19 protein-coding genes are annotated in these 20,376 nt (G+C 70.6%); 11 read left to right on the forward strand and 8 right to left on the reverse strand.

Annotated elements, in window-relative coordinates:
* Positions 1-115 precede the first annotated feature (115 nt).
* The 6 genes from Pph01_RS40875 to Pph01_RS40900 all read left to right on the forward strand — a co-directional run bounded on the left by Pph01_RS40875 (position 116) and on the right by Pph01_RS40900 (position 5,552).
* The gene (locus tag Pph01_RS40875; RefSeq protein WP_204078646.1) at positions 116-553 is read left to right on the forward strand and encodes a hypothetical protein; all 438 of its coding nucleotides are present in this window, start codon (positions 116-118) and stop codon (positions 551-553) included.
* A gap of 57 nt (positions 554-610) precedes the next feature.
* Positions 611-1,552, forward strand: coding sequence for an alpha/beta hydrolase (locus Pph01_RS40880; protein WP_204078647.1), 942 nt, complete (start codon positions 611-613; stop codon positions 1,550-1,552).
* Between the two features lie 30 nt (positions 1,553-1,582).
* Positions 1,583-2,623 carry a tyrosine-type recombinase/integrase gene (locus Pph01_RS40885; protein ID WP_204078648.1) on the forward strand — a complete coding sequence of 347 codons (1,041 nt, stop codon included), beginning with the start codon at positions 1,583-1,585 and terminating at the stop codon, positions 2,621-2,623.
* Between the two features lie 58 nt (positions 2,624-2,681).
* Positions 2,682-3,767, forward strand: coding sequence for a hypothetical protein (locus tag Pph01_RS40890; protein ID WP_204078649.1), 1,086 nt, complete (start codon positions 2,682-2,684; stop codon positions 3,765-3,767).
* A gap of 74 nt (positions 3,768-3,841) precedes the next feature.
* Positions 3,842-4,600, forward strand: coding sequence for a MerR family transcriptional regulator (locus Pph01_RS40895; RefSeq protein ID WP_204078650.1), 759 nt, complete (start codon positions 3,842-3,844; stop codon positions 4,598-4,600).
* 118 nt (positions 4,601-4,718) lie between these two features.
* The gene (locus tag Pph01_RS40900; RefSeq protein ID WP_204078651.1) at positions 4,719-5,552 is read left to right on the forward strand and encodes an HAD family hydrolase; all 834 of its coding nucleotides are present in this window, start codon (positions 4,719-4,721) and stop codon (positions 5,550-5,552) included.
* Here the strand turns inward: Pph01_RS40900 and Pph01_RS40905 are convergent.
* From Pph01_RS40905 to Pph01_RS40915, 3 genes are all read right to left on the reverse strand, one after another.
* On the reverse strand, positions 5,489-6,241 hold the full coding sequence (locus Pph01_RS40905) for a GNAT family N-acetyltransferase (protein ID WP_204078652.1): 753 nt from the start codon (positions 6,239-6,241) through the stop codon (positions 5,489-5,491). The two genes, Pph01_RS40900 and Pph01_RS40905, sit on opposite strands and share 64 nt — an antisense overlap.
* Positions 6,238-7,665: an adenylosuccinate lyase gene (gene purB / locus Pph01_RS40910; RefSeq protein ID WP_204078653.1), complete on the reverse strand. Its 1,428-nt coding sequence runs from the start codon at positions 7,663-7,665 to the stop codon at positions 6,238-6,240. The genes Pph01_RS40905 and purB overlap by 4 nt, the downstream gene beginning before the upstream one ends.
* Positions 7,666-7,780: 115 nt before the next feature.
* On the reverse strand, positions 7,781-11,014 hold the full coding sequence (locus Pph01_RS40915; RefSeq protein ID WP_204078654.1) for an efflux RND transporter permease subunit: 3,234 nt from the start codon (positions 11,012-11,014) through the stop codon (positions 7,781-7,783).
* Positions 11,015-11,143: 129 nt separating this feature from the next.
* Here Pph01_RS40915 and Pph01_RS40920 point away from each other — a divergent pair, with 129 nt between their 5' ends.
* Together Pph01_RS40920 and Pph01_RS40925 are read left to right on the forward strand one after the other, a co-directional pair.
* Entirely contained in the window at positions 11,144-11,677 is a 534-nt protein-coding gene (locus Pph01_RS40920; RefSeq protein WP_239117387.1) for a MarR family winged helix-turn-helix transcriptional regulator, read from the forward strand.
* A gap of 30 nt (positions 11,678-11,707) precedes the next feature.
* Complete coding sequence (locus Pph01_RS40925; protein ID WP_204078655.1) at positions 11,708-12,481, forward strand: SDR family NAD(P)-dependent oxidoreductase; 774 nt, start codon at positions 11,708-11,710, stop codon at positions 12,479-12,481.
* 69 nt (positions 12,482-12,550) lie between these two features.
* Here the strand turns inward: Pph01_RS40925 and Pph01_RS40930 are convergent, their stop codons facing one another.
* On the reverse strand, positions 12,551-13,030 hold the full coding sequence (locus Pph01_RS40930; RefSeq protein ID WP_204078656.1) for a pyridoxamine 5'-phosphate oxidase family protein: 480 nt from the start codon (positions 13,028-13,030) through the stop codon (positions 12,551-12,553).
* 289 nt (positions 13,031-13,319) lie between these two features.
* On the opposite strand from Pph01_RS40930, the gene Pph01_RS40935 reads away from it, so the two are divergent.
* Positions 13,320-14,297, forward strand: coding sequence for an aldo/keto reductase (locus Pph01_RS40935; protein WP_204078657.1), 978 nt, complete (start codon positions 13,320-13,322; stop codon positions 14,295-14,297).
* 89 nt (positions 14,298-14,386) lie between these two features.
* On the opposite strand, the gene Pph01_RS40940 is transcribed toward Pph01_RS40935, so the two are convergent.
* Entirely contained in the window at positions 14,387-15,379 is a 993-nt protein-coding gene (locus Pph01_RS40940) for a helix-turn-helix transcriptional regulator (protein WP_204078658.1), read from the reverse strand.
* Positions 15,380-15,450: 71 nt separating this feature from the next.
* Between Pph01_RS40940 and Pph01_RS40945 the strand changes: the two genes are divergently transcribed.
* On the forward strand, positions 15,451-16,215 hold the full coding sequence (locus Pph01_RS40945; protein WP_239117388.1) for a DeoR/GlpR family DNA-binding transcription regulator: 765 nt from the start codon (positions 15,451-15,453) through the stop codon (positions 16,213-16,215).
* 188 nt (positions 16,216-16,403) lie between these two features.
* Entirely contained in the window at positions 16,404-17,642 is a 1,239-nt protein-coding gene (locus Pph01_RS40950) for an MFS transporter (protein WP_204078659.1), read from the forward strand.
* Here Pph01_RS40950 and Pph01_RS40955 read toward each other — a convergent pair.
* From Pph01_RS40955 to Pph01_RS40965, 3 genes are all read right to left on the reverse strand, one after another.
* The gene (locus tag Pph01_RS40955) at positions 17,624-18,385 is read right to left on the reverse strand and encodes a sulfite exporter TauE/SafE family protein (protein ID WP_204078660.1); all 762 of its coding nucleotides are present in this window, start codon (positions 18,383-18,385) and stop codon (positions 17,624-17,626) included. The genes Pph01_RS40950 and Pph01_RS40955 overlap by 19 nt on opposite strands.
* A gap of 83 nt (positions 18,386-18,468) precedes the next feature.
* The gene (locus tag Pph01_RS40960; RefSeq protein WP_204078661.1) at positions 18,469-19,233 is read right to left on the reverse strand and encodes a hypothetical protein; all 765 of its coding nucleotides are present in this window, start codon (positions 19,231-19,233) and stop codon (positions 18,469-18,471) included.
* Between the two features lie 164 nt (positions 19,234-19,397).
* Entirely contained in the window at positions 19,398-20,300 is a 903-nt protein-coding gene (locus Pph01_RS40965) for an SDR family oxidoreductase (protein ID WP_204078662.1), read from the reverse strand.
* Positions 20,301-20,376: the final 76 nt, after the last annotated feature.

Below are 20,376 nucleotides of genomic sequence, written 5' to 3' on the forward strand. Positions count from 1 at the left end.
ACCATCACCCTCATGAGAGGTGCCAGACCGTCTCCAATCTGGCCTCCCGAACCGGCCTCTCCAATCTGGCAGGGAGGGCTGGGGTATCGGGTGGGCGAAGCCGTACTATCACGGCATGTTCGGCTTCAAGATCGGCGTCGTCGTGGTGGTGCTCGCCGCGCTTCTCGCGGTGGCCATACTCGTGGTGGTGGTGGCCGCCATCCGGGCAGGCGCGCGGCCCAGCACATCACTCGGCTGGCGTTCGCCCGGTCTTCCACCGCCGATCTCCGCCGATCTGCAGAACCGGGTGCGCGCTCTGCTCGCCGAAGGCCGGAAGGCTCGAGCCGTCCAGCTGGTCAGAGAGGAAACCGGGATCAGTCCCAGAGAAGGCAAGAGCGTCGTGGACGCCATCGCCGCGGGACGACCGCTTCCAGGAGACCCCTCTCCGGCCGACCTGGCCTCGCGTGCCCGCGAACTCAAGGCGTCCGGCCATACGCAGCAGGCCGTCATGCTCGTCCGCGACGAGACCGGAATGGGACAAAAAGAGGCAGAAGCATTCATTAATGCGTTATAACTCCCATACCGGACAGAAGGTGAATTCTGTCCGGTATGGGAGTGGCAGGCTTCGTACATGCACGACCACCTCATGAGCGACCTCGCCGACGCCGAACTCGCGGACTTCATCAGCACCATTCGCGCGCATCCCGGTCCTCCTGCCCGCGACATCGGCCCGGCCGCTCTGCGCGACGCCCAGCGCCGTCGCGTCATGACCGCACCCCGGGGTCCGTCGCTCCCCCTGGTCGACGACTTCCCGATCAACGATCTGCCTGTGCGGCTCTATCGGCCCGCGTCCGGATCTCTCCCGCTTGTGGTGCTCCTGCACGGCGCCATGTGGACGATCGGCGACCTCGAGTCCCATGACCGGGCCCGCTGCCGCCTCGCCGCCACCGCCGAGGTCGCGGTCCTGGCCGTGGACGTCCGCCGCGCCCCTGAACACCCCTGGCCGGCCGCGGTCGACGACGCGGTGACCGCCGTCCGGTGGGCCGATCAGCACCGGACCCTGCTGGGAACCGCCGGGACGCCTGCGGTCGCGGGTGACAGTTCGGGCGGCAACCTCGCGGCGCTCACCTGCTTGCGCCTGCGTGACGAGGGTGGCCCCACTCCCCTGGCACAGATCCTGATTTATCCGAACACCGACCTGACCTTGTCGCAGCCCAGCGTTCTTGAGAAGGGCACCGGGTGGGGCCTCGACGCGGACGCCGTCGCCTGGGGCGCGGAGATGTGGGTCCCCGACGCGTCGATGTGGGCCGATCCGCGGGTCAGCCCGCTCCACGCGCCCGATCTGGGCGGTCTGCCCCGGGCGCTCGTGGTCACCGCCGAGCACGATCCGCTCAGGGACGAGGGCGACGCCTACGCCCGGCGCCTCGCCGCGGCGGGCGTTCCGGTGGACCACCACTGTGAGGCGAAGATGGTCCACGGGTTCCTCACGCTCGACGCGGTCTCTCCGGCCGCCGCGGCGGCGGGAGACAGGCTCTTCGCCCGGATGGCGGACCTCCTCCACGGCCCTGCCTAAATGTCGGTGGCCACCGGTACGGTTTCGATCATGCTGCCCGCTCAGGTGAACCGGCTGACCGTGGAGGAGGCCGCCGACCGCTACGTCGATCTGGTCAGGGCCAAGACCGTGACCGGGGCGCTGTCCCCCGCCACCGCCGAGGTCTACGCCCGTGATGTCACCACCTTCGTACGGCTGGCAGGCCCCGGCCGGGTGCTCGACGACCTGACGGGTGAGGACGTCGACGCGGTGCTCCTGGCCTTCGCGAGGAAACCCGACGAGCGGCGCCGGGCCGACGGCCCACGGGAGCAGGCTCATGTGCAGAGCGCGGCGTCGCAGGCCCGGTTCCGCCGGTCGGTGTCGGCGTTGTTCAAGCACGCCGCTTCGGTGGGCTGGGTGCAGCTGAATCCGATGGCGACGGCGTCGGTGACGGCGCGGGAACGCGGTGGGTTGCGGGCCGAGCGTCGTGCGCTGACCAAGGAGCAGGCGGAGGGCCTCATCGGGGCGGCCCGCTCCCCCGCGCCGGCTCCCCCGCGCAGGAGCGACCAGCGGACCGACGTCCGGGACGCCCTGATCGTGCTGCTGCTCGCGACGCTGGGGCCGCGGGTGTCCGAGCTGGTCAGGGCCAACGTGGAGGATTTCTACACCAACGACGGCGTTCGTTACTGGCGCATCTTCGGTAAGGGCGGCAAGACGAGGGACGTGCCGCTCCCCCGTGACGTCGCCGAGGTGTTCGACGCCTACCTGGCCGTGCGGGCGCAGGAGCGGGACAAGGCGTTGTTGTTGTCGTGGCGTGGCCGCCGGCTCGCGCGGGGCGACGTCCAGGCCGTCATCGACCGGGTGCAGCAGCGGGTCGATCCTGGACGGCGGCGCAGCGTCACGCCGCACGGCTTACGCCACACCACCGCGACGCATCTCCTCGCGGACGGCACGGACATGGACGCGGTGCGCCGGGTTCTCGGGCACAGCGACCTGTCCACGCTCGGCCGCTACCGGGACGAGCTTCCCGGAGAGCTGGAGGTGGCGATGCGCTCGCATCCGCTCCTGCGTGACATGAACGGCCACGACGGCGAAACCGCGCCGAACAGGTGAACAGACCGCGAACGAATCCCGCCGAGTTGGCGTCCAACCTGTTAAACAGGGAGGGCGCATGCGGTACGTGCTGGTGGCGGGAGCAGCGGTTCTCGGGTTGACGGGGGTGGTGGTCGTCGCGCCGCCCGCCGGGGCGGGATCGGCGACTCAGGCCCCGCCGGTGTGGAAGCTGGTCAAGGTCAACACCCTGCCGAGGGACGACGTGCTCAACGACGTGGCCACGCTGAAGAACGGCTCGGTCTGGGCGGCGGGCCACCGGGTGGTGAACGGCAAGGTGAAGGGCATCGTCGAGCGGTTCGACGGCAAGAAGTGGACGCTGCTGCCCGGCGTGCCGGCGCTCGATCTGACGGCCATAGCCGCGAGTTCGCCGAAGAGCGTGTGGGTGTTCGGGCAGGGCAAGGCGTCCCGGTGGAACGGGAAGTCCTGGACCACCCGGTCGCTGGGCAAGCGGTTCGCGACCGCCGACGCCGACGCGCTGAACGTGAAGGACGTCTGGGCCGTCGGGGCCCAGATGGCCTCCGCCCGGCACTGGAACGGCACGTCCTGGCGCAGCTTCGCGCTCCCCGGTCAGGCGAGTGCGGTCGACATCTACAAGGCGCGCGACGTCTGGGCCGCGGGCCTGAACGGGTCACAACCGTCGATCATGCGGTGGAGAGGGGGTTCCTCGTGGAAACCCGTCCCCCTTCCCCCGATTGCGCTGCCCTCGCCTGACGCGGAGGTGGGCTTCCGGGACATCCTGGTGATCGGGCCCAAGAACGTCTGGGCGGTCGGCGGGATCAGCTGGGAGGGGGCGAACGAGGAGGGTGACGACGTCACGTTCAGCCGTACGCTTCTCATGCACTGGAACGGCACGAAGTGGACGACGATGGTGGGTAAGACCGGCGGCCAGCCGTACACCCAGGTGACGCCCGACGGCACGGGTGGGGTCTGGATCGTGCAGGGTGCGTGGAACGCCACGTTGTGGCATGTCACCGGGTCGGGGTGGAAGAGCACGCCGCTGCCGCGCAAGCCGGGGACGGACGCCGTGTTGTCGTCCATCGCGCGGATACCGGGCACGGCCACGACGTGGGGCGCGGGGTTCACGGTGCCGCAGGGTGATCCCGATGATCCGTCCGCGAACGGGGCGTTCTGGCGGGCCCGCTGATCAACCGGCGGGTATTCGGGTTGACCCTCACGTGACGTCAGGCCACACGCTGGATCCTGAAAGGGGGTGAACCCATGGGCTATTCGGTCGGGCAGGTCGCCGCGTTCGCCGGCGTGACGGTGCGCACGCTGCATCATTACGACGAGATCGGGCTGCTGTCGCCGGGTGAGCGGACGAGGGCGGGTTACCGGCGGTACGCCGAGCCGGATCTCGACCGGTTGCAGCGGATCCTGTTCTACCGCGAGCTCGGGTTCTCCCTGGAGGAGATCGCCACCATCCTGGACGAGCCGGGCTCCGAGCCGGTGACGCATCTGCGTCGGCAGCACGAGTTGCTGCTGCGGCGGATCGGCAGGCTCCAGGAGATGGTGGCGGCGGTGGAGAAGGCGATGGAGGCACAGACGATGGGGATCTCGCTGACCCCGCAGGAGCGGTTCGAGGTGTTCGGCGACTTCGATCCGGACGAGCACGCACAGGAGGCCGAGGAGCGGTGGGGCGGCACCGACGCGTTCGAGCAGAGCCGCCGCCGCACCGCCGCGTACACGAAGGAGGACTGGCTGAAGATCCAGGAGGAGGCCGGTGCGGTGGTGCGGGACTTCGCCGCGGCGTTCGAGGGCGGCGTTCCGGCCGACGGGGCGCAGGCGATGGACGTGGCCGAGCGGCATCGTGAGCACATCAGCCGGTGGTTCTACAACTGCTCCCTCGAGATGCACAGGGGTCTGAGCGACATGTACGTCGCCGATCCCCGGTTCGCGGCGAACTACGAGCAGGTCGCGGAGGGGCTGGCGGCGTACATACGGGACGCCGTGCACGCGAACGCGGAGCGGCGTTCCTGACCGGCGCCAATAGGCGCCGAGCCAGCCGGGCCGTCCCCGGCCGGCGCCTGAAGAGGCCGGTCACGGGCTTTCATCCCGAGGAAATCCGGGTGAAACACCGGCCGGTCACGATGGCTTGATGATCAGGGCCATTCTGTTCGACCTCGACGAGACCCTTTTCGATCATCGCCGGGCCGTCGCGTACGCCGCGACGAGCTGGACGGAGTCGGTCTCCCCCGGGCATCCCCTGGTGATGGAGACGCCCGCGTTGTGGCTGGATCTGGAGAACAGGCATCTTCCGGCGTGGCATGCCGGCGAGTGCTCGTTCGCCGAGCAGCGGCGGTGCAGGCTCAGGGACTTCTGCGGCCGGATGGGGCTTCGGGTACCGCCGGACCTGGACGCGGCCTATGCGGACTTCCTCGTGCACTACGAGGCCGCCTGGGCCGCCTTCCCCGACGCGGCCGAGGTGATAGACGCGCTGGCGGGCAGCGGGCTGACTCTGGGGGTGCTCACCAACGGGGTTCCCGTGCAGCAGGAGGCCAAGCTGCGCCGAATCGGGCTGATGGACCGCCTCGACCCGGTCCTGACGCCCGATTCGCTCGGCGGGAACTTCAAGCCGTCGGCGGAGTGCTATCTGCGGGCCGCCGCCAAGCTGGGGCTGCGGCCGCAGGAGGTCGTCCTGGTCGGTGACAACCTTCAGCTCGACGCGGTCGGCCCGGCCAGGGTCGGCATGCACGGAGTCTGGCTCGACCGTTACGGCAGCTCGCCCGCGGCCGCGTCGACGCCCGGCCCCGAGACCAACGCGAAGATCGCGACGATCAGGTCGCTGAACGAGCTGCCCGGCGTCCTGCGCCCCCTCGACGCCGGGTCCGGGGCCGCCGCTCCCCCACGACGTTCGGCACGGGCCGGTCAGGCGAGGCGCATGTCGGCCGCGGCGCCGACGAGGCGGCGGGCGAAGCCCAGACGCTCGTAGACGCCGAGCGCGGCGTGGTTCCCGTCGTCCACCATCAGTGCCGCCCGGTCGTGCTCGGCCAGCAGGGCCTGGGTGACGAAGCGGCAGATCCGCTCCCCCAGCCCGCGTCCTCTGGCCTGTACGGCTGTCGCGACACCGGCGAGCAGGCCCACGGTGGGCGCCGACCATGCGTCGGCGGCGACGGCGAGCAGTTCGCCGCCCGTGTCCCGGATGCCCGCCCACCGGCGGACCTCGGGGAGGCCCGGAACGGCGTACGAGTCGGGGTTGGCGGCCTTGAGGAGGTCGGCGACGTCCGGTTCCTCCTCGGGGGTGAGCCACGCGGCGTCCTGAACCACGCCAGGGGCCTGGGCCGGCGGCGGTGAGGTGGTGGTGACCATCCAGGAGAAGGAACCGCTGAACTCCAGCTCGTCGATGTTCTCCGACAGTTCGCGGATGAGGTGGACGTCGCCGAACGGCCGGAACTCCGGGCCCATCTCGGCCAGGGCGTGCCGTACCAGCCGGGCGGCGTTGGTCGAGCCGCCGCAGACGGCCAGCCGGTCGCGGCGGGACGCCCGGGGGCTGGCCACGGCCACCGCGTCGCTGGCGGCCCATGCCCGCACGCCGCGCTTCATGCCCTGGGCGGCCCACACGATGAGGTCGTCGTCGGCGGAGGCGTCCACGACCTCCGCCGTACGGGTGAGCTCCCTCAAAGGATCGCGCCGGGCGCGTAGGCGGCGGCCGCGGGGTGAGCGGCGGTGATCCGCCCGACGTGTTCGACGATCTGGGTGACCTGCTCGGGCGCGGCGCCGGTGAAGGAGATCCGGTCGGCGAGCAGCGCGTCGAGTTCCGCTCTGCCGAGCGGGAACCGGGTGTCGGCGGCCAGCCGGTCGAGGAGTTCGTTGGCCCTGCCCTCGGAGCGCATGGCGAGCGCGGACGCGACCGCGTGTTCCTTGATCAGCTCGTGGGCGGTCTCACGGCCCACCCCGGCGCGGACCGCGGCCATGAGCATCTTGGTGGTGGCGAGGAACGGGAGGTAACGGTTCAGTTCGGCCTCGATGACGGCGGGGAACGCGCCGAACTCGTCGAGGACGGTGAGCATGGTCTCCACGAGGCCGTCGAAGGCGAAGAACGCGTCGGGCAGGGCGACCCTGCGCACGACCGAGCAGGACACGTCGCCCTCGTTCCACTGGTCGCCTGCCAGCTCCGCCCCCATGGACGCGTAGCCGCGCAGGATGACGGTGAGGCCGTTGACTCGTTCGCAGGAGCGGGTGTTCATCTTGTGCGGCATCGCGGAGGATCCGACCTGGCCCTCCTTGAACCCCTCGGTGACGAGCTCGTGGCCGGCCATCAGGCGGATGGTCTTGGCCAGCGACGACGGAGCGGCGGCCAGTTGCACCAGGGTCGTGAGGACGTCGTAGTCGAGCGAGCGCGGGTAGACCTGTCCCACGCTGGTGAAGCGGCGGGTGAATCCGAGGTGCCCGGCGACGCGGTCCTCCAGCTCGGTGAGGCGGTCGCCGGATCCGAGGAGGTCGAGCATGTCCTGCGCGGTGCCGACGGGGCCCTTGACGCCGCGCAGCGGGTACCGGTCGAGCAGGTTCTCGAGGCGTTCGTAGGCGACGAGCAGTTCGTCGGCGGCGGTGGCGAAGCGCTTCCCGAGCGTGGTGGCCTGTGCGGCGACGTTGTGCGAGCGGCCGGCCATCACCGTCGGCGAGTGCTCGGCGGCCAGGCGGGCAAGGCGGGCGAGCAGTGCGACGACGCGGTTCCTGACGAGCAGGAGGCTGTCCCGGATCTGGAGTTGCTCGACGTTCTCGGTCAGGTCGCGCGAGGTCATGCCCTTGTGGACGTGTTCGTGCCCGGCCAGGGCGTTGAACTCCTCGATCCGGGCCTTCACGTCGTGGCGGGTGACTCGTTCGCGTTCGGCGATGGAGCCGAGGTCGACCTGGTCGACGACCTTCTCGTAGTCGGCGACCACGTCCGGCGGCACGTCGATCCCGAGGTCGGTCTGGGCCTTCAGCACGGCCAGCCAGAGCCTGCGCTCCAGCGCGACCTTGTGCTCGGGGGACCACAGGCGGGCCAGCTCCGCTGACGCGTAGCGGGCGGCCAGGACATTCGGGATTCGCGGCTTGGCACTCACGTTGGGTCAGTCTATTGAGACCGGGCGGCCTGCTGCCCCGCCGCCCCGCCGCAGCGGGTCCCGGTGCCCGTACGGCGGGGCCGCTCGTCGCGCGGTCCCGCCGTACGGGGGCGGCTCAGGGGGCCGGGGTGAGGGCCTCCTTCTCGTAGACCTTGAGGTCGCCGGCGCCCGACGGGGCCTTGGGCGTACGGCGCATGCGCTCCTTGGTCCGCTCGACCATCGTGTAGAGGGTGGGCACGAGGACCAGCGTGAGCAGGGTCGAGGAGATCAGTCCGCCGATCACGACGATCGCCAGCGGCTGGGAGATGAAGCCGCCCGAGCCGGTCACGCCGAGCGCCATCGGGGTCAGCGCGCAGATCGTCGCGATGGCCGTCATGAGGATCGGGCGCAGGCGGCGCCTGCCGCCCTCGATGACCGCCTCGGTGATGCCGAGGCCCTTGGCGCGGTACTGGTTGATCAGGTCGATGAGCACGATCGCGTTGGTGACCACGATGCCGATCAGCATGAGCATGCCGATGAGCGCGGGGACGCCGAGCGCGGTGTCGGTGGCCAGCAGCAGTCCGATCGCGCCGGTCGCCGCGAACGGGATCGACACGAGCAGGATCAGCGGCTGCACGAGGCTGCGGAACGTCGCGACCATGATCATGAAGACGATCGCGATCGCGAGCAACATCGCGATGCCGAGGCTGGAGAACGCCTCCTGCTGGTCGGAGCTGGCGCCGCCCATCTCGTAGGTCACGCCGGCGGGCAGGGTGAGCGTGTCCAGCTTGTCGGTCACCTTGGTGGTGATCGCGCCGAGGTCGGAGGCGTCGGCCGCGCCGGAGACCGTCGCGGTCCGGTCGCCGTCCTGGCGGGTGATCTGCGTCGGCCCGTCGGTCTTGGCCACCTCGGCGACCGAGCTCAGCTTGACCAGCCCGGTGGGCGTGGGCAGCTGGATCGCCTTGATCGCGTCGAGGTCGTCGGGTGCGTCGCCCACGCGGAGCACGATGTCGCTCGAGCGCTCGTCGATGTCGAGCGAACCGATCGGCGCTCCGCGGAAGGACTGCGCGACGATCTGGCCGATCGCGGCCTCGGTCAGTCCCTTGGCCGCGGCCTTCTCCCTGTCGACGTGGACCTCGACCCGCGGGGCGCTGTCCTCGAGGTTGGAGGTCACGTCACGCAGCCCGTCGATCCCGGCCATCGCGTCCCGCACGGTGGTGGCGGCCGTCTTCAGCTCGGCGGCGTCGGAACCCTGGAGGACCACCTGGACCTGGTTGGAGTTGAAGCCGCCGCCTCCCCCGCCGACGGTGATCTCGCCGACGCCGGTCAGCGGCTTGAGCCGGTCGCGCAGCGCCTGCTCGAGCGTCGGGGTGTCGGTGCCCTGGGCCAGCGTGATCGAGTAGGACGCGCGGTCGGCGCCTCCGCCCACGCCCGCGAGGAACTGGTTGCCGCCGCCGACGGTCACCTGGTAGGACGCGATGCCCTTGACCGAGGACAGGACGTCCTCGACCTTTTTGGCCGCGGCGTCGGTGGTCGCGAGGTCGGTGCCGACCGGCATCCGCTGGCTGATCTGGGTGGTGTCGTTGCCCGAGGAGTCGATGAAGTTGGTCTTCAGGTTGGGGGCGAGCCCCATGGTGCCGATGAAGACGACCACCCCGATCAGCAGGGTGACCAGGCGCCGCTTGGTCGCGAACCGCAGCACCGGCAGGTACATGCGCTGCAGCGGGCTGCGCAGTTCCCTGCGCTCGGCGTCCTCACGTGCCGCCTCTGCCTCCTGCGGCGTGAACTTCGGCGTCTTGAGGAACCAGTACGCCAGGACCGGGATCACGGTCAGCGCCACCAGCAGCGAGGCGAGCAGGGCCACCGTCACCGTGATCGCGAAGGGGCTGAAGAGCTGGCCGACCAGGCCGCCGACGAACGCGATCGGCAGGAACACCGCCACCGTCGTCAGCGTGGAGGCGGTGACCGCCCCCGAGACCTCGCGTACGGCGCCGAGGATGGCCTGGCGTTTCGGCTCGCCGTACGCCAGATGCCGTTTGATGTTCTCCAGCACGACGATGGAGTCGTCGACCACGCGGCCGATGGCGATGGTCAGCGCACCCAGGGTGAGCAGGTTGAGCGAGTAGTCCCCGATCCACAACGCGATCAGGGCGATGACCACCGACATCGGGATCGAGACCGCCGTCACCAGCGTCGACCGCACCGACAGCAGGAACACCAGGATGATCAGGACGGCGAAGACCAGTCCGAGCAGGCCCTCGGTCGTCAGGTCCTCGATCGAGCGCTCGACGTAGGGCGCCTGGTCGAACACGACGGTCAACTGGGAGACGTCGCCGAGCGAGCGGGTCAGCTCCGGCAGCGCGTCGCGCACGTCGTGGGAGATCTGCACGGCGTTGCCGTCGGGCGTCATCGTGATCGACACGCCGAGGCTGGACTTGCCGTTCGTCCGGGTCAGCGTGGTGGCGGGGGCGTCCTTGATGTCGATGGTCGCGATGTCGCCCAGCTTGACCGGCCGCAGCCGTGCCTGCGCGTTGCCCTGGGGCGCGTCGGGCTGCCCGGTGCGGGCTCCCCCGGCCGGTACGGCCTGGCCTCCCTGCGCTCCGGGCCGGCCGGCTCCGGCGGACGGCATGGCGGGGGTGAGGTAGAGGTTCTTGAGGTCGTCGACGCTCTGCAGGCGGTCGCCCGTCTGCACGGTGAGGGACTTGCCGTCCTCGGTGAGGCTGCCGGCGGGGATCAGCGCGCCGTTCGATCGGAGCAGGTCGGGGATCGAGGCGGCGGACAGGCCGAGGAATGCGAGCTTGCGTGCGTCGGGGGTGACCACGACCTGCTTCTCACCGGCGCCGCTCACGGTCACGTCGCGGACGCCCGTGATCGACTGCAGCTTGGGCACCATGACCCGCTCGAGCTTCTCGAACGTGCCGTGCTTGTCGCCCGCGTCGTCGACCGCGATGGCCATGACGGGGATGTCGTCGGTGCTGCCGGCGACCACCTGCGGGTCCACGTTCTGCGGGAGCTGCGGCTTGACCCGGGTGATCGCCTGCTGCATCTTGCCGACGACGTCGTCGATGTCGGTGCCGAACTCGTAGGCCACCTGGATCTGGGCCACCCCCTCCTTCGAGGTGGAGGTGATCTCCGTCACGCCGGGCAGCCCCTGGAAGCCGCTCTCGATCGGCTTGGTGACCTGTTCCTCGACAATCTCGGGCGAGGCGCCGGGATAGCTCGCCACAGCGAACGCCGCCGGGAACTCCAGCGAGGGGAAAAGCTGTTGCTTCAGCGAGGGGATCGCGAAGGCGCCGAAAAGGCCGAGGACAACCGCAATCATGATCACCAGACTGCGGTTGGCCAGACTCAGCCTGGCCAGGGAGGTCATCTGGCAAGCTCCTTAAGCGTGATATCGGGGTAACTCATTAAAGTGCTTTGCCCAACGATAACACTTCGCCTAGCACGAACATTTAGCCTGGCATTAACTTCTGGTAACCTCTCCCGGCGAGAGGTGAACGTGAACGACTGTCGAACAGGGCGGCCCGGCGGCGCGGACGTCGGCACGCAGGGCCCCGGTCAGGACCAGGCCGACGAGCGGGACGAGATCATCACCCGGCTCGCCGAACTGCAGCGAGGCATGGGCCGCTTCTTCGCCCGTGACCGGTCGTTGCCCATCATGGCCTCCAACCTGACCATGCAGCAGCTCAAGGTCGTGATGTTCCTGTCCTTCCACGGGTCGACCTCCGGGCAGGAGCTGGCCCGCCACCTCCACGTCGGCCTCGGAACCGTGACCGGGATCGTCGACCGCGTCGTCGCCCAGGGCCTGGCCACCCGCCGGGAGGACCCGAACGACCGCCGCATCCGCCGGGTGGAGCTCACCGACGCGGGCAAGCGGCTCACCGCCGAGATCATCGACGCCGGGACCACCGGCTACCGCCGGCTCCTCGAGCATCTCGACACCGAGACGCTGCGGACGATGGAGACCGTCATGCGGAAGATACAGCAGGCCATGCGGGACATGGCGGCGGAAGAACACTCCCCCTCACACTGACGATGATCAGCACTGATAGCTTTCCGCCACATGTCGGCATATCTCGAGTCGCTGTTCTCTCTCGCTGACCGCGTCGCGCTGGTGACCGGCGGGAGCTCCGGCATCGGCGCCACCATCGCCGAGGCACTCGGCCGGGCGGGCGCCGCCGTCGTCATCGTGGCCCGGCGCGAGCGGGAGCTGGCCGAATCCGTCCGCCGCCTCGAAGGACACGGTGTCCGCGCCGCCGCCATCAGCGCCGACCTCGCCGACCGCGCCGCCGTCGCCCGGGTGTGCGAACAGGCGCCCCGCTTCTTCGGCGACATCGACATCCTCGTCAACGACGCGGCCAACAACATCCGGCTGCCCATGGCCGAGCTCACCGTCGACGACTACGACCAGACCATCGCGGTCAACCTCACCGCGCCCTTCCTGCTCGGCGGTCACTTCGGCCCGCGCATGGCCGCCCGCGGCTGGGGCCGGATCATCAACATCGGCTCCCAGCAGTCGATCAGCGCCTTCGGCGACAGCGGCGCCTACGGAGCCTCCAAGGCGGGCATCTGCGGGCTGACGCGCTCCCAGGCCGAGGCGTGGTCGGCGTCGGGGGTCACGAGCAACACGATCATCCCCGGCTTCGTGCTCACTCCTCTGACCGAGGAGGCCCAGGCCGTGCCCGGCCGCGTGGAGAAACTCGCCGCCCGCTCGATGACCGGCCGCAACGCCGTCCCCGCCGACTTCGCCGGCGCCGCGGTCTTCCTGGCCGGTGACGCCTCCGCGTATGTCACCGGTCAGGAAATCCGCGTCGACGGGGGCTTCAGCGTGCACTGAGGCGCAACGGCTGCCCGCACGTCGGCCGTCCACGCACGCCGGCCGCCCCCGCATTGGCCGACGGGCCGGTCACTTGCGGCGGACCACCCGGTGTCCCTCACCCTCGTGCCACATCTCGACCACGAGGTGCTCCCCCGCTGCGTCGACCTTCGTCAGCACGACCTCGGTGACGTCCACCCGGAACAGGTCGGAGCCCGCCTCCGGCGGCCCGCCGAACCGCTCGAGCACCGCCGGATCGGTGATCTCGACCGCCGTGCCCGCGAGCTTCGCGTCGCCGCCCCACGCGCCCGGATCCGACTCGTCCGGGTCGTCCGACGTGCCGTGGATCGCCACCCGTGGATCCCGCTTCAGGTCGCGCCCCTTCACCGCGCCGGCCATCGAGCCCAGCCACACCTCGCCGTCCTTGAACTCGACCTCGATCCCGCTGATCCGCGGCGATCCGTCCCTGCGGAGCGTGGCCATCGTCTTGTGCTTGCGCTCCCCCATGAGCGCCAGCACGCGCGCGGCCAGGTCGGGAATCTCCTTCTCGATCTCCTGCCATGAAGCCATGCCGCCATGGTGCCCGCCCCCACCGACAGTTTCCAGAAACGGCAGGTCCCGGCCCGCCCCGCCGTCTGACCGGGCTCCCCCGGCCAGACACCCGCGAAGGTCCTCGCACCGCCGATCCGGGGGTCGCTTCGCACGGGGCACGCCCCGAGGAGAAGACTTGATCTCGGAGATCGCGGCGCCACCCCCGCGACCGGCCACCACGACACGACCACGACACGACCACGACACGACCACGACACGACCACGACACGACCACGACACGACGCACGCACCCGATGATGGGGGAGCAATGAAGCAGCGCACACTCGGCCAGGGCCTGCGCACGTCCGCGCTCGGACTCGGCTGCATGGGGATGAGCGACTTCTACGGTCCCGGCGACGACACCGAGTCGACCGCCACGATCCACCGCGCGCTCGATCTGGGGATCACCTTTCTCGACACGTCCGACGCGTACGGGCCCTTCACCAACGAGCGGCTCGTCGGTGCGGCCGTCCGCGACCGCCGCGACGAGGCCGTCCTCGCCACCAAGTTCGGCATCGAGCGCCTGCCCGACGGCACCCGGCTGGGGCACAACGGCCGGCCGGACTACGTGCGCAAGGCCTGCGACGCCTCCCTCGAACGGCTCGGCGTCGACCACATCGACCTCTACTACCAGCACAGGATCGACCCGGACGTCCCAATCGAGGACACCTGGGGAGCGCTCAAGGAACTGGTCGAGGCCGGCAAGGTCCGCCACCTGGGCATCTCCGAGGCGGCCCCCGCGACCGTACGGCGAGCCCACGCGGTCCACCCGATCACCGCGGGACAGTACGAGTACTCGCTGTTCACCCGGGACATCGAAAGCGAGCTGCTGCCGACGCTGCGCGAGCTCGGCATCGGGCTCGTCGCCTACAGCCCGCTGGGCCGCGGCTTCCTGACCGGCGCGTTCAGCGGGCCGGGCGATCTCGCGGCCGACGACGTCCGTCACACGCACCCGCGCTGGCAGGGTGACAACTTCGCCGCCAACCACGCTCTCGCGGCGAAGTTCGGTGAGGTGGCGTCAGGCGCCGGCGCGACGCCGGCGCAGGTCGCGCTCGCCTGGGTGCTGGCCCAGGGTGAGGACGTGGTGCCGATCCCCGGCACCAAGCGCGTCGGCCGCCTGGAGGAGAACGCCGCCGCCGCCGGGATCGAGCTCGGCTCCGCCGACGCGGAGGCCCTCGAGTCGCTGGCCGCCCAGGTGTCCGGCCCGCGCTACAACGCCGCGCAGATGTCCGGGGTCAACCGCTGACGACCGGGAGCCGCGTGTCGTTTCGGCGCGGATTTGCGGGTTCGGCGAGTGCCACCACCTCGCCGAACCCGGCGCCTTTACAATGTAGATCAACTAAGCGGGAGCTCGTCGCCGGCTTCGCCGTACATGACGGACAGCTCGGCCACGGTCCTCGCGATCCGGTCCCGCACCTCGGCCGGTCCCAGCACCTCGATCGAGGAACCCAGCCGCAGCAGTTGCCACGCCGCGTGGTTGACCGACTCGATCGGCAGGGTGATGCGCGTCCACCCCTCCGCGTCGGCCACCCCGTCCGCCAGGGCCTTGTCGGTGACGTCCGCGCCCATGGTGTAGCGCAGCAGGCTCTCCATTCCCGGCGCGACCCGGATGTCCGCCTTGGCGGTGTACATCCGCGCGGCGAACTCCACGGCGAACTCCCGCCAGAAGGCCGCGAGGTCGAAGTCGGGCGCCCGGGTGAACGTCTCGTCCAGCACCTCGGCCGTGACGATGCGGCTGACCCGGTACGTGCGGACGCTGCCCTCGCACGACGCCGCGAGATACCACGAACCTCCCTTGAGGATGAGACCGTACGGGTGGACGACCCGTTCCACCTCGGCCGGGCCCCACCGGCGGTAACGCAACCGGACGACGCGGTCGCCCCATACCGCCTCCGCCACGTCCATCAGGAACGGCACGTCGTCGTTGCTCCGATACCAGCCGGGCACGTCGAGATGGAACCGCTCACGCATCCGGGCCGCACGCGAACGGGGCTCGGGCGGGAGGGCGGCGAGCAGCTTCAGCTCGGCCGTGGCGGCGACGTCGGCGCGGCCGAGCTCGGCGGCCGGCCCGGGAAGCCCCGCGAGGAACAGCGCCGAGGCCTCCTCCGCGGTCAGCCCGTTCAGCCGGGTGCGGTATCCGTCGAGCAGCTGGTATCCCCCCAGCGGGCCGCGATCGGCGTACACCGGCACTCCGGCCGACGACAGGGCCTCCACGTCGCGGTAGACCGTCCGCACCGAGACCTCCAGCTCCACGGCGAGTTCGGGCGCGGTCATCCTGCCGCGGGTCTGGAGGAGTAGCAGGAGGGAGAGCAGTCGGCTCGCGCGCATGCCGTCCAGTCTGCCACCTTTACAATGTAGATTTATTTGCTTTCAAACATCGATGGTGTTCAAATGAACGCATGGAAAGTGTCGACCGGATCCGCGCCATCATGAACGAGCTGCGGACCTCCGACAGCGTCTCGGTGGCCGAGCTCGCCGCTCTGCACGGCGTCTCGGAGATGACCATCCGCCGCGACCTCGACGAGCTGGCGCAGCAGGGCGTGGTGCGGCGGGTCCGCGGAGGCGCGCTCAGCCTGCTCCTGCGCGGCGAGGAACCGCCCTTCGGCGTCCGCGAGCGCGAGGCGGTCGCCGCCAAACAGCGGATCGGCGCGGAGGTGGCGAGCCTGATCGCGGACGGCGAGGCCGTCCTGCTCGACGGCGGCACGACCGTGCTCGAGGTCGCCAGGGCGATACACGATCGCCGGCTCACGGTGCTTCCGCTCGCCCTGCAGGCGACACAGGAGCTCGCCGGGGCTCCGCGGATCCGCCTCGTCCTTCCCGGCGGCGAGGTCCGGCACGGCGAGATGAACTTCGTCGGCCCGCTGACCGAGGCCTCCATCAGGTCGTTGCGGTTCGACACCGCGGTCATCGGCTGCTGCGGCCTGTCCGCCGAGCACGGCCTGACCGCCCACGACCTGCCGGAAGTCTCGATCAAACAGACCGCGATCGCCTCCGCCCGCCGCGTCGTGGTGGCCTGCGACTCGGGGAAGTTCTCCCGCACGGCGTTCGGCTCGGTCTGCGCGCTCGACAGGCTGGACGTGGTCGTCACCGACGAGGGCATCCCCCAGGAGCAGCACGACGCCCTGACCGCCGCCGGCGTCACCGTCCGCATCCCCTCCCCGTGACCACGCCCGCGCCCCCTCCCGCGTGACCGCGTGTGACCCCTCCCGCGTGATCATGCGCACGTTCGTGAGGACCCCGTCTCACCTGCGCCTTCCCGATTCGTGACCATGCACGGATTCGGCCGCATCACCGCTCACCTGGCCGAACCCTCTCCGTGATCATGCCTTCCTCACCGTTGGAGCCCTGCCTCATGGCGCTACTCGCCACCGCCCGGCCGTCCCTGCGGCGCGCCCGCCTCGCCGTCTTCGGACTGTTCCTGCTGGCCGGGATGGCCATCGGCACCTGGACGGCCCGCATCCCGGCCATCAAGCACGACCTCGCTCTCTCGGACGGGCGCCTGAGCCTGGCGCTGCTCGGCATCGCGGCGGGCGCCATCACCGGGATGCTGGTCATCGGCCGTCTCGTCGACCGGTACGGCAGCGACCGCGTCATGATCCCGGCGGCGCTCGCCCAGGGAGCCGTCCTGGTGCTCCCGGCCCTCGCCCCCGACCTGCCGGTGCTCGCGCTGTCCCTGTTCCTGTTCGGCGTCGTCAACGGCACACTCGACGTCTCGATGAACGCCAACGCCGTCACCGTCGAACGCGCGTACGGCCGGCCGATCATGTCGGCCTTCCACGCCGTGTTCAGCGTGGGCGGCTTCGCCGGGTCGGCGCTGGGCGGGGTGTTCGCAAGCGCCGACGTGGACCCGGCCGTCACCTTCGCGGTCGCCGGGGCGCTCATCCTGGTCGTCGCGGTGCTGTCGGCCCGCTGGGCCCTGCGCGACACCCCGCACCCCCGGGAGCCGGAGACCCCCGCAACCGGCATCGCCGATCGGACCGCCGCGCCCCGGCGCCGGTTGCCGCAAGGCGCCTTCTTCCTCGGCGTGCTGGCCTTCTGCGGTCTGATCGGCGAGGGAGCCTCAGCCGACTGGAGCTCGGTCTACCTCCACGACGATCTCGGCTCCTCCCCCGGATTCGCGGCCGCCGCGTTCGCCGCCTTCTCGGTCATGATGACCGCCGGGCGCTTCGCCGGCGACCGGCTCGCCGCCCGGCTGGGCCCGGTGGCCCTGGTGCGCGGATGCGGTCTGCTCGGCGCCGCCGGCCTCGCGGTCAACCTCCTCATCGGCACACCGGTCGCCGGGGTCGTCGGGTTCGCGCTGTTCGGCGCGGGACTTTCCTGCGTCATCCCGCAGGTCTTCTCCGCCGCCGGGCACCGCGACCCCGCGCAGTCCGGGCGCGCGCTCGCGGTGGTGGCGAGCCTCGGATACACCGGTTTCCTCGCCGGGCCGGTGATCATCGGCGCCCTCGCGGAACTCGTGACGCTGCCGAGGGCCCTGCTGATCCCCGCCCTGCTCACGCTTCTCGTCGCCCTGGCCGCCCCCGCCGTACGGCCGGCGCGAACCGGTGGAACGGACGCCGCCGCCGTGCCCACTCAGGCGAACTGGTCGTAGCCGAGCTTCAGGACCAGCGCGGCCACCACGCACAGCAGAACCACGCGGACGAACCCGGCGCCGCGCCGCAACGCCATCCGCACACCCAACTGGGCGCCGATGATGTTGCAGACGGCCATGCACAGGCCGAGCGCCCACATCACGTGCCCCTGCGAGCCGAACACGATCAGCGCGCCGAGGTTCGTCCCCGTATTGATCACCTTCGCGGTCGCCGAGGCGTGCACGAAGTCCATCCCCAGCAGCGAGGTGAACGCGATGAGCAGGAACGTCCCCGTACCGGGGCCGACGATGCCGTCGTAGAACGCGATCCCGACGCCCGCGACCAGGACCGCGCCGACCACCCGGGCCGTCGTCCGGAGATGAGGATGCGGCAGCCTGCCGAAAGCAGGACGGAACGTCACGAACGCCGCCACCGCCAGCAGCACGACCATGACCAGCGGCTTGAGCATCGAGGCGTCGAGAAGGGCGGCCGACGCGGCGCCGACTCCCGCGAAGACCACCGCGAGCAGGCCCGCCGGCAGGGCGACCGCCCGGTCCAGCTTCGTCCCGCGCACGTACGTCACCGCGGCGGACGCCGTGCCGAAGATGGCGGCGGACTTGTTGGTGGCCAGCGCCTGCACTGGTGACAGGCCCGCGAGGATCAGCACCGGAAGCTGGAGCAGTCCTCCTCCGCCCACGACGGCGTCGACCCACCCCGCGGCCACCGCCGCCAGAAGCAGCAGCACGATCGTCCCGGCGTGCATTTGCGGCGCATCCCCCACGTTTCGTCAGCGTTCGGCAACGCCGAGGGTAGCGGCAGGGAAGATCAGCACGTCACAGGGGTCGGTCAGATGTCCTCTCCCCCGTTGTCGCTGCTCCGGGGCAACGGACTCTGGCTGCCCGAACCGCCTTCCGACGGCGTCGGCGAGGGCTCCTGCGGTTCCGGCGACGTCGGAACGGGCGGCGGCGTCGGAACGAAGTTCGTCGCGGGCAGCGGCCGCGCCGGCTCCTGTTCCTCGTCGCCGCGGAAGACCAGTAGCCACAACATGACCAGCAGCAGCAGGGTCAGCGTGGCCAGCAGCGCCGAGGCCAGCACCACCTGACGCCGCGTGCCGACCGGCGGCGGAGGCGGCGGCGGCGGCCCGGGGAAGGCGGGACTGCGGTCGCCCAGCCAGTGCGGCACGAACTCGGGCCCCTGCCGCCTGCCGATCAGCGTGCCCGACACCATGACCGGGTCGAGGAACCGCTCGGCCCCCGGCCCGCCCGGCACGTACGGCACGGCCACCCACGGAGCCCGCCCGTCGTGCATGGCGACGACGGGAGGCGTGTCGGCGGGGGCATGCCCGCGGACCCGGTGCAGCAGCGTGGCGCCCCAGCCGAGGACGCCGGCGCGTGGCTGCTCGGCGTCCCTGATGGCGGTCACGAACCTGTCCCGCGCGGCGGCGTCGAGTGCCGCGCCGCTGGTGAGGACGGCGACGGACACCGCGCGGCCGTCCGGGGCCTGTCCCAGATAGACGAGCCCGGCAGGCGCCGTGCGCAGTCTCGCCTGCAACACAAAAGGCCCCAGGTGGGGCGGGTCGCCGTACTGCAGCGGAGTGACCATCATCCTCATGAAAACACACGCGGGCGGCGGTCGCGCCGGTCCGCGGCCGGGCCCGCACCTGTGAATCGCGTCGGCGCACGTTCAGATCCCGCCCGGTCATGCCTCATGGAGCTTCGCGCGGCGCCTCGCCGGCTTCCGCTTGTGCCTCGCCGCGCCGACTCGCCGGACATCCTCTAGCCCTCACGAGAGGATGAGTCGTCGACCTGCTCTTCGCTCACTTCCCAGAGGCGGCGTGCGGCGTCCATGTCCCGGGCGGCCTCGGAGGGGGCCTTCGGTCGCATGTCGCCGAAATAGGTTCCGTCGTCCTCGGCCACGTCCGCGGAATCGGCGAGCCACACCAGCGTTTCCGCGCCCTTCTCCGGACTGCGTGAGAAAGGCCGCCTGACGACCATGTTCCACCGGACCAGCGCGCCGTTGTTCATGGCGAAGCCGGTGGCCACCAGGCCGGGATCGAAGCAGTACGCGCTGACGCCGCTCCCCCGCAACCGCCGGGCGAGTTCGGCGGTGAACAGGATGTTCGCGAGCTTGGTCTCGGCATAACGCATGAACCCGCCCCCCACCAACGTGCGGCGGCCGTAGAGGCGCTCACCATTCAGGTCGTCGAAATCGATCCCCTTCCGGGCGGCTCTGTGCCCGTGAGACGACGTGGTGATGATCCGGGCCGGCGCGTTCTCCTTCAGCCGGTGGAGCAGCAACGAGGTGAGCAGGAACGGCGCCAGATGATTGACCGCCCACGTCATCTCCAGCCCGTCCTCGGTCAGTTGGCGCTGATAGTGGAGAGCGCCTGCATTGTTGACCAGGACGTCCACCCTGGGACACCGCTCGAGGATCTCGTCCGCCACCCGGCGGACAGACCGTTGTGAAGCCAGGTCCGCGACGAACACACCGGCGACCGCCGAGCCGTCGGCTGCCCCGGCGAGTTGGGCCGCCACCTCGTTCGCCTTGGCCTCGTCACGCGCCACGATCGCGAGCCTCGCGCCGCGCGCGGCGAGTTCGACGGCCGCCGCGCGCCCGATGCCGCTGGTGGCACCGGTGATCACCACGTATTTCCCGCTGACACCGGTCCACTCGTTCATGGCGCCGCTTCCATTCCATTACGCCGGGCCGTACGGAATCCACGTTGAGCATTACATTCGCCCTACAGGGAGACAA

Origin of the sequence: Planotetraspora phitsanulokensis, assembly GCF_016863295.1 — a bacterium.
GTDB lineage: Bacteria > Actinomycetota > Actinomycetes > Streptosporangiales > Streptosporangiaceae > Planotetraspora > Planotetraspora phitsanulokensis.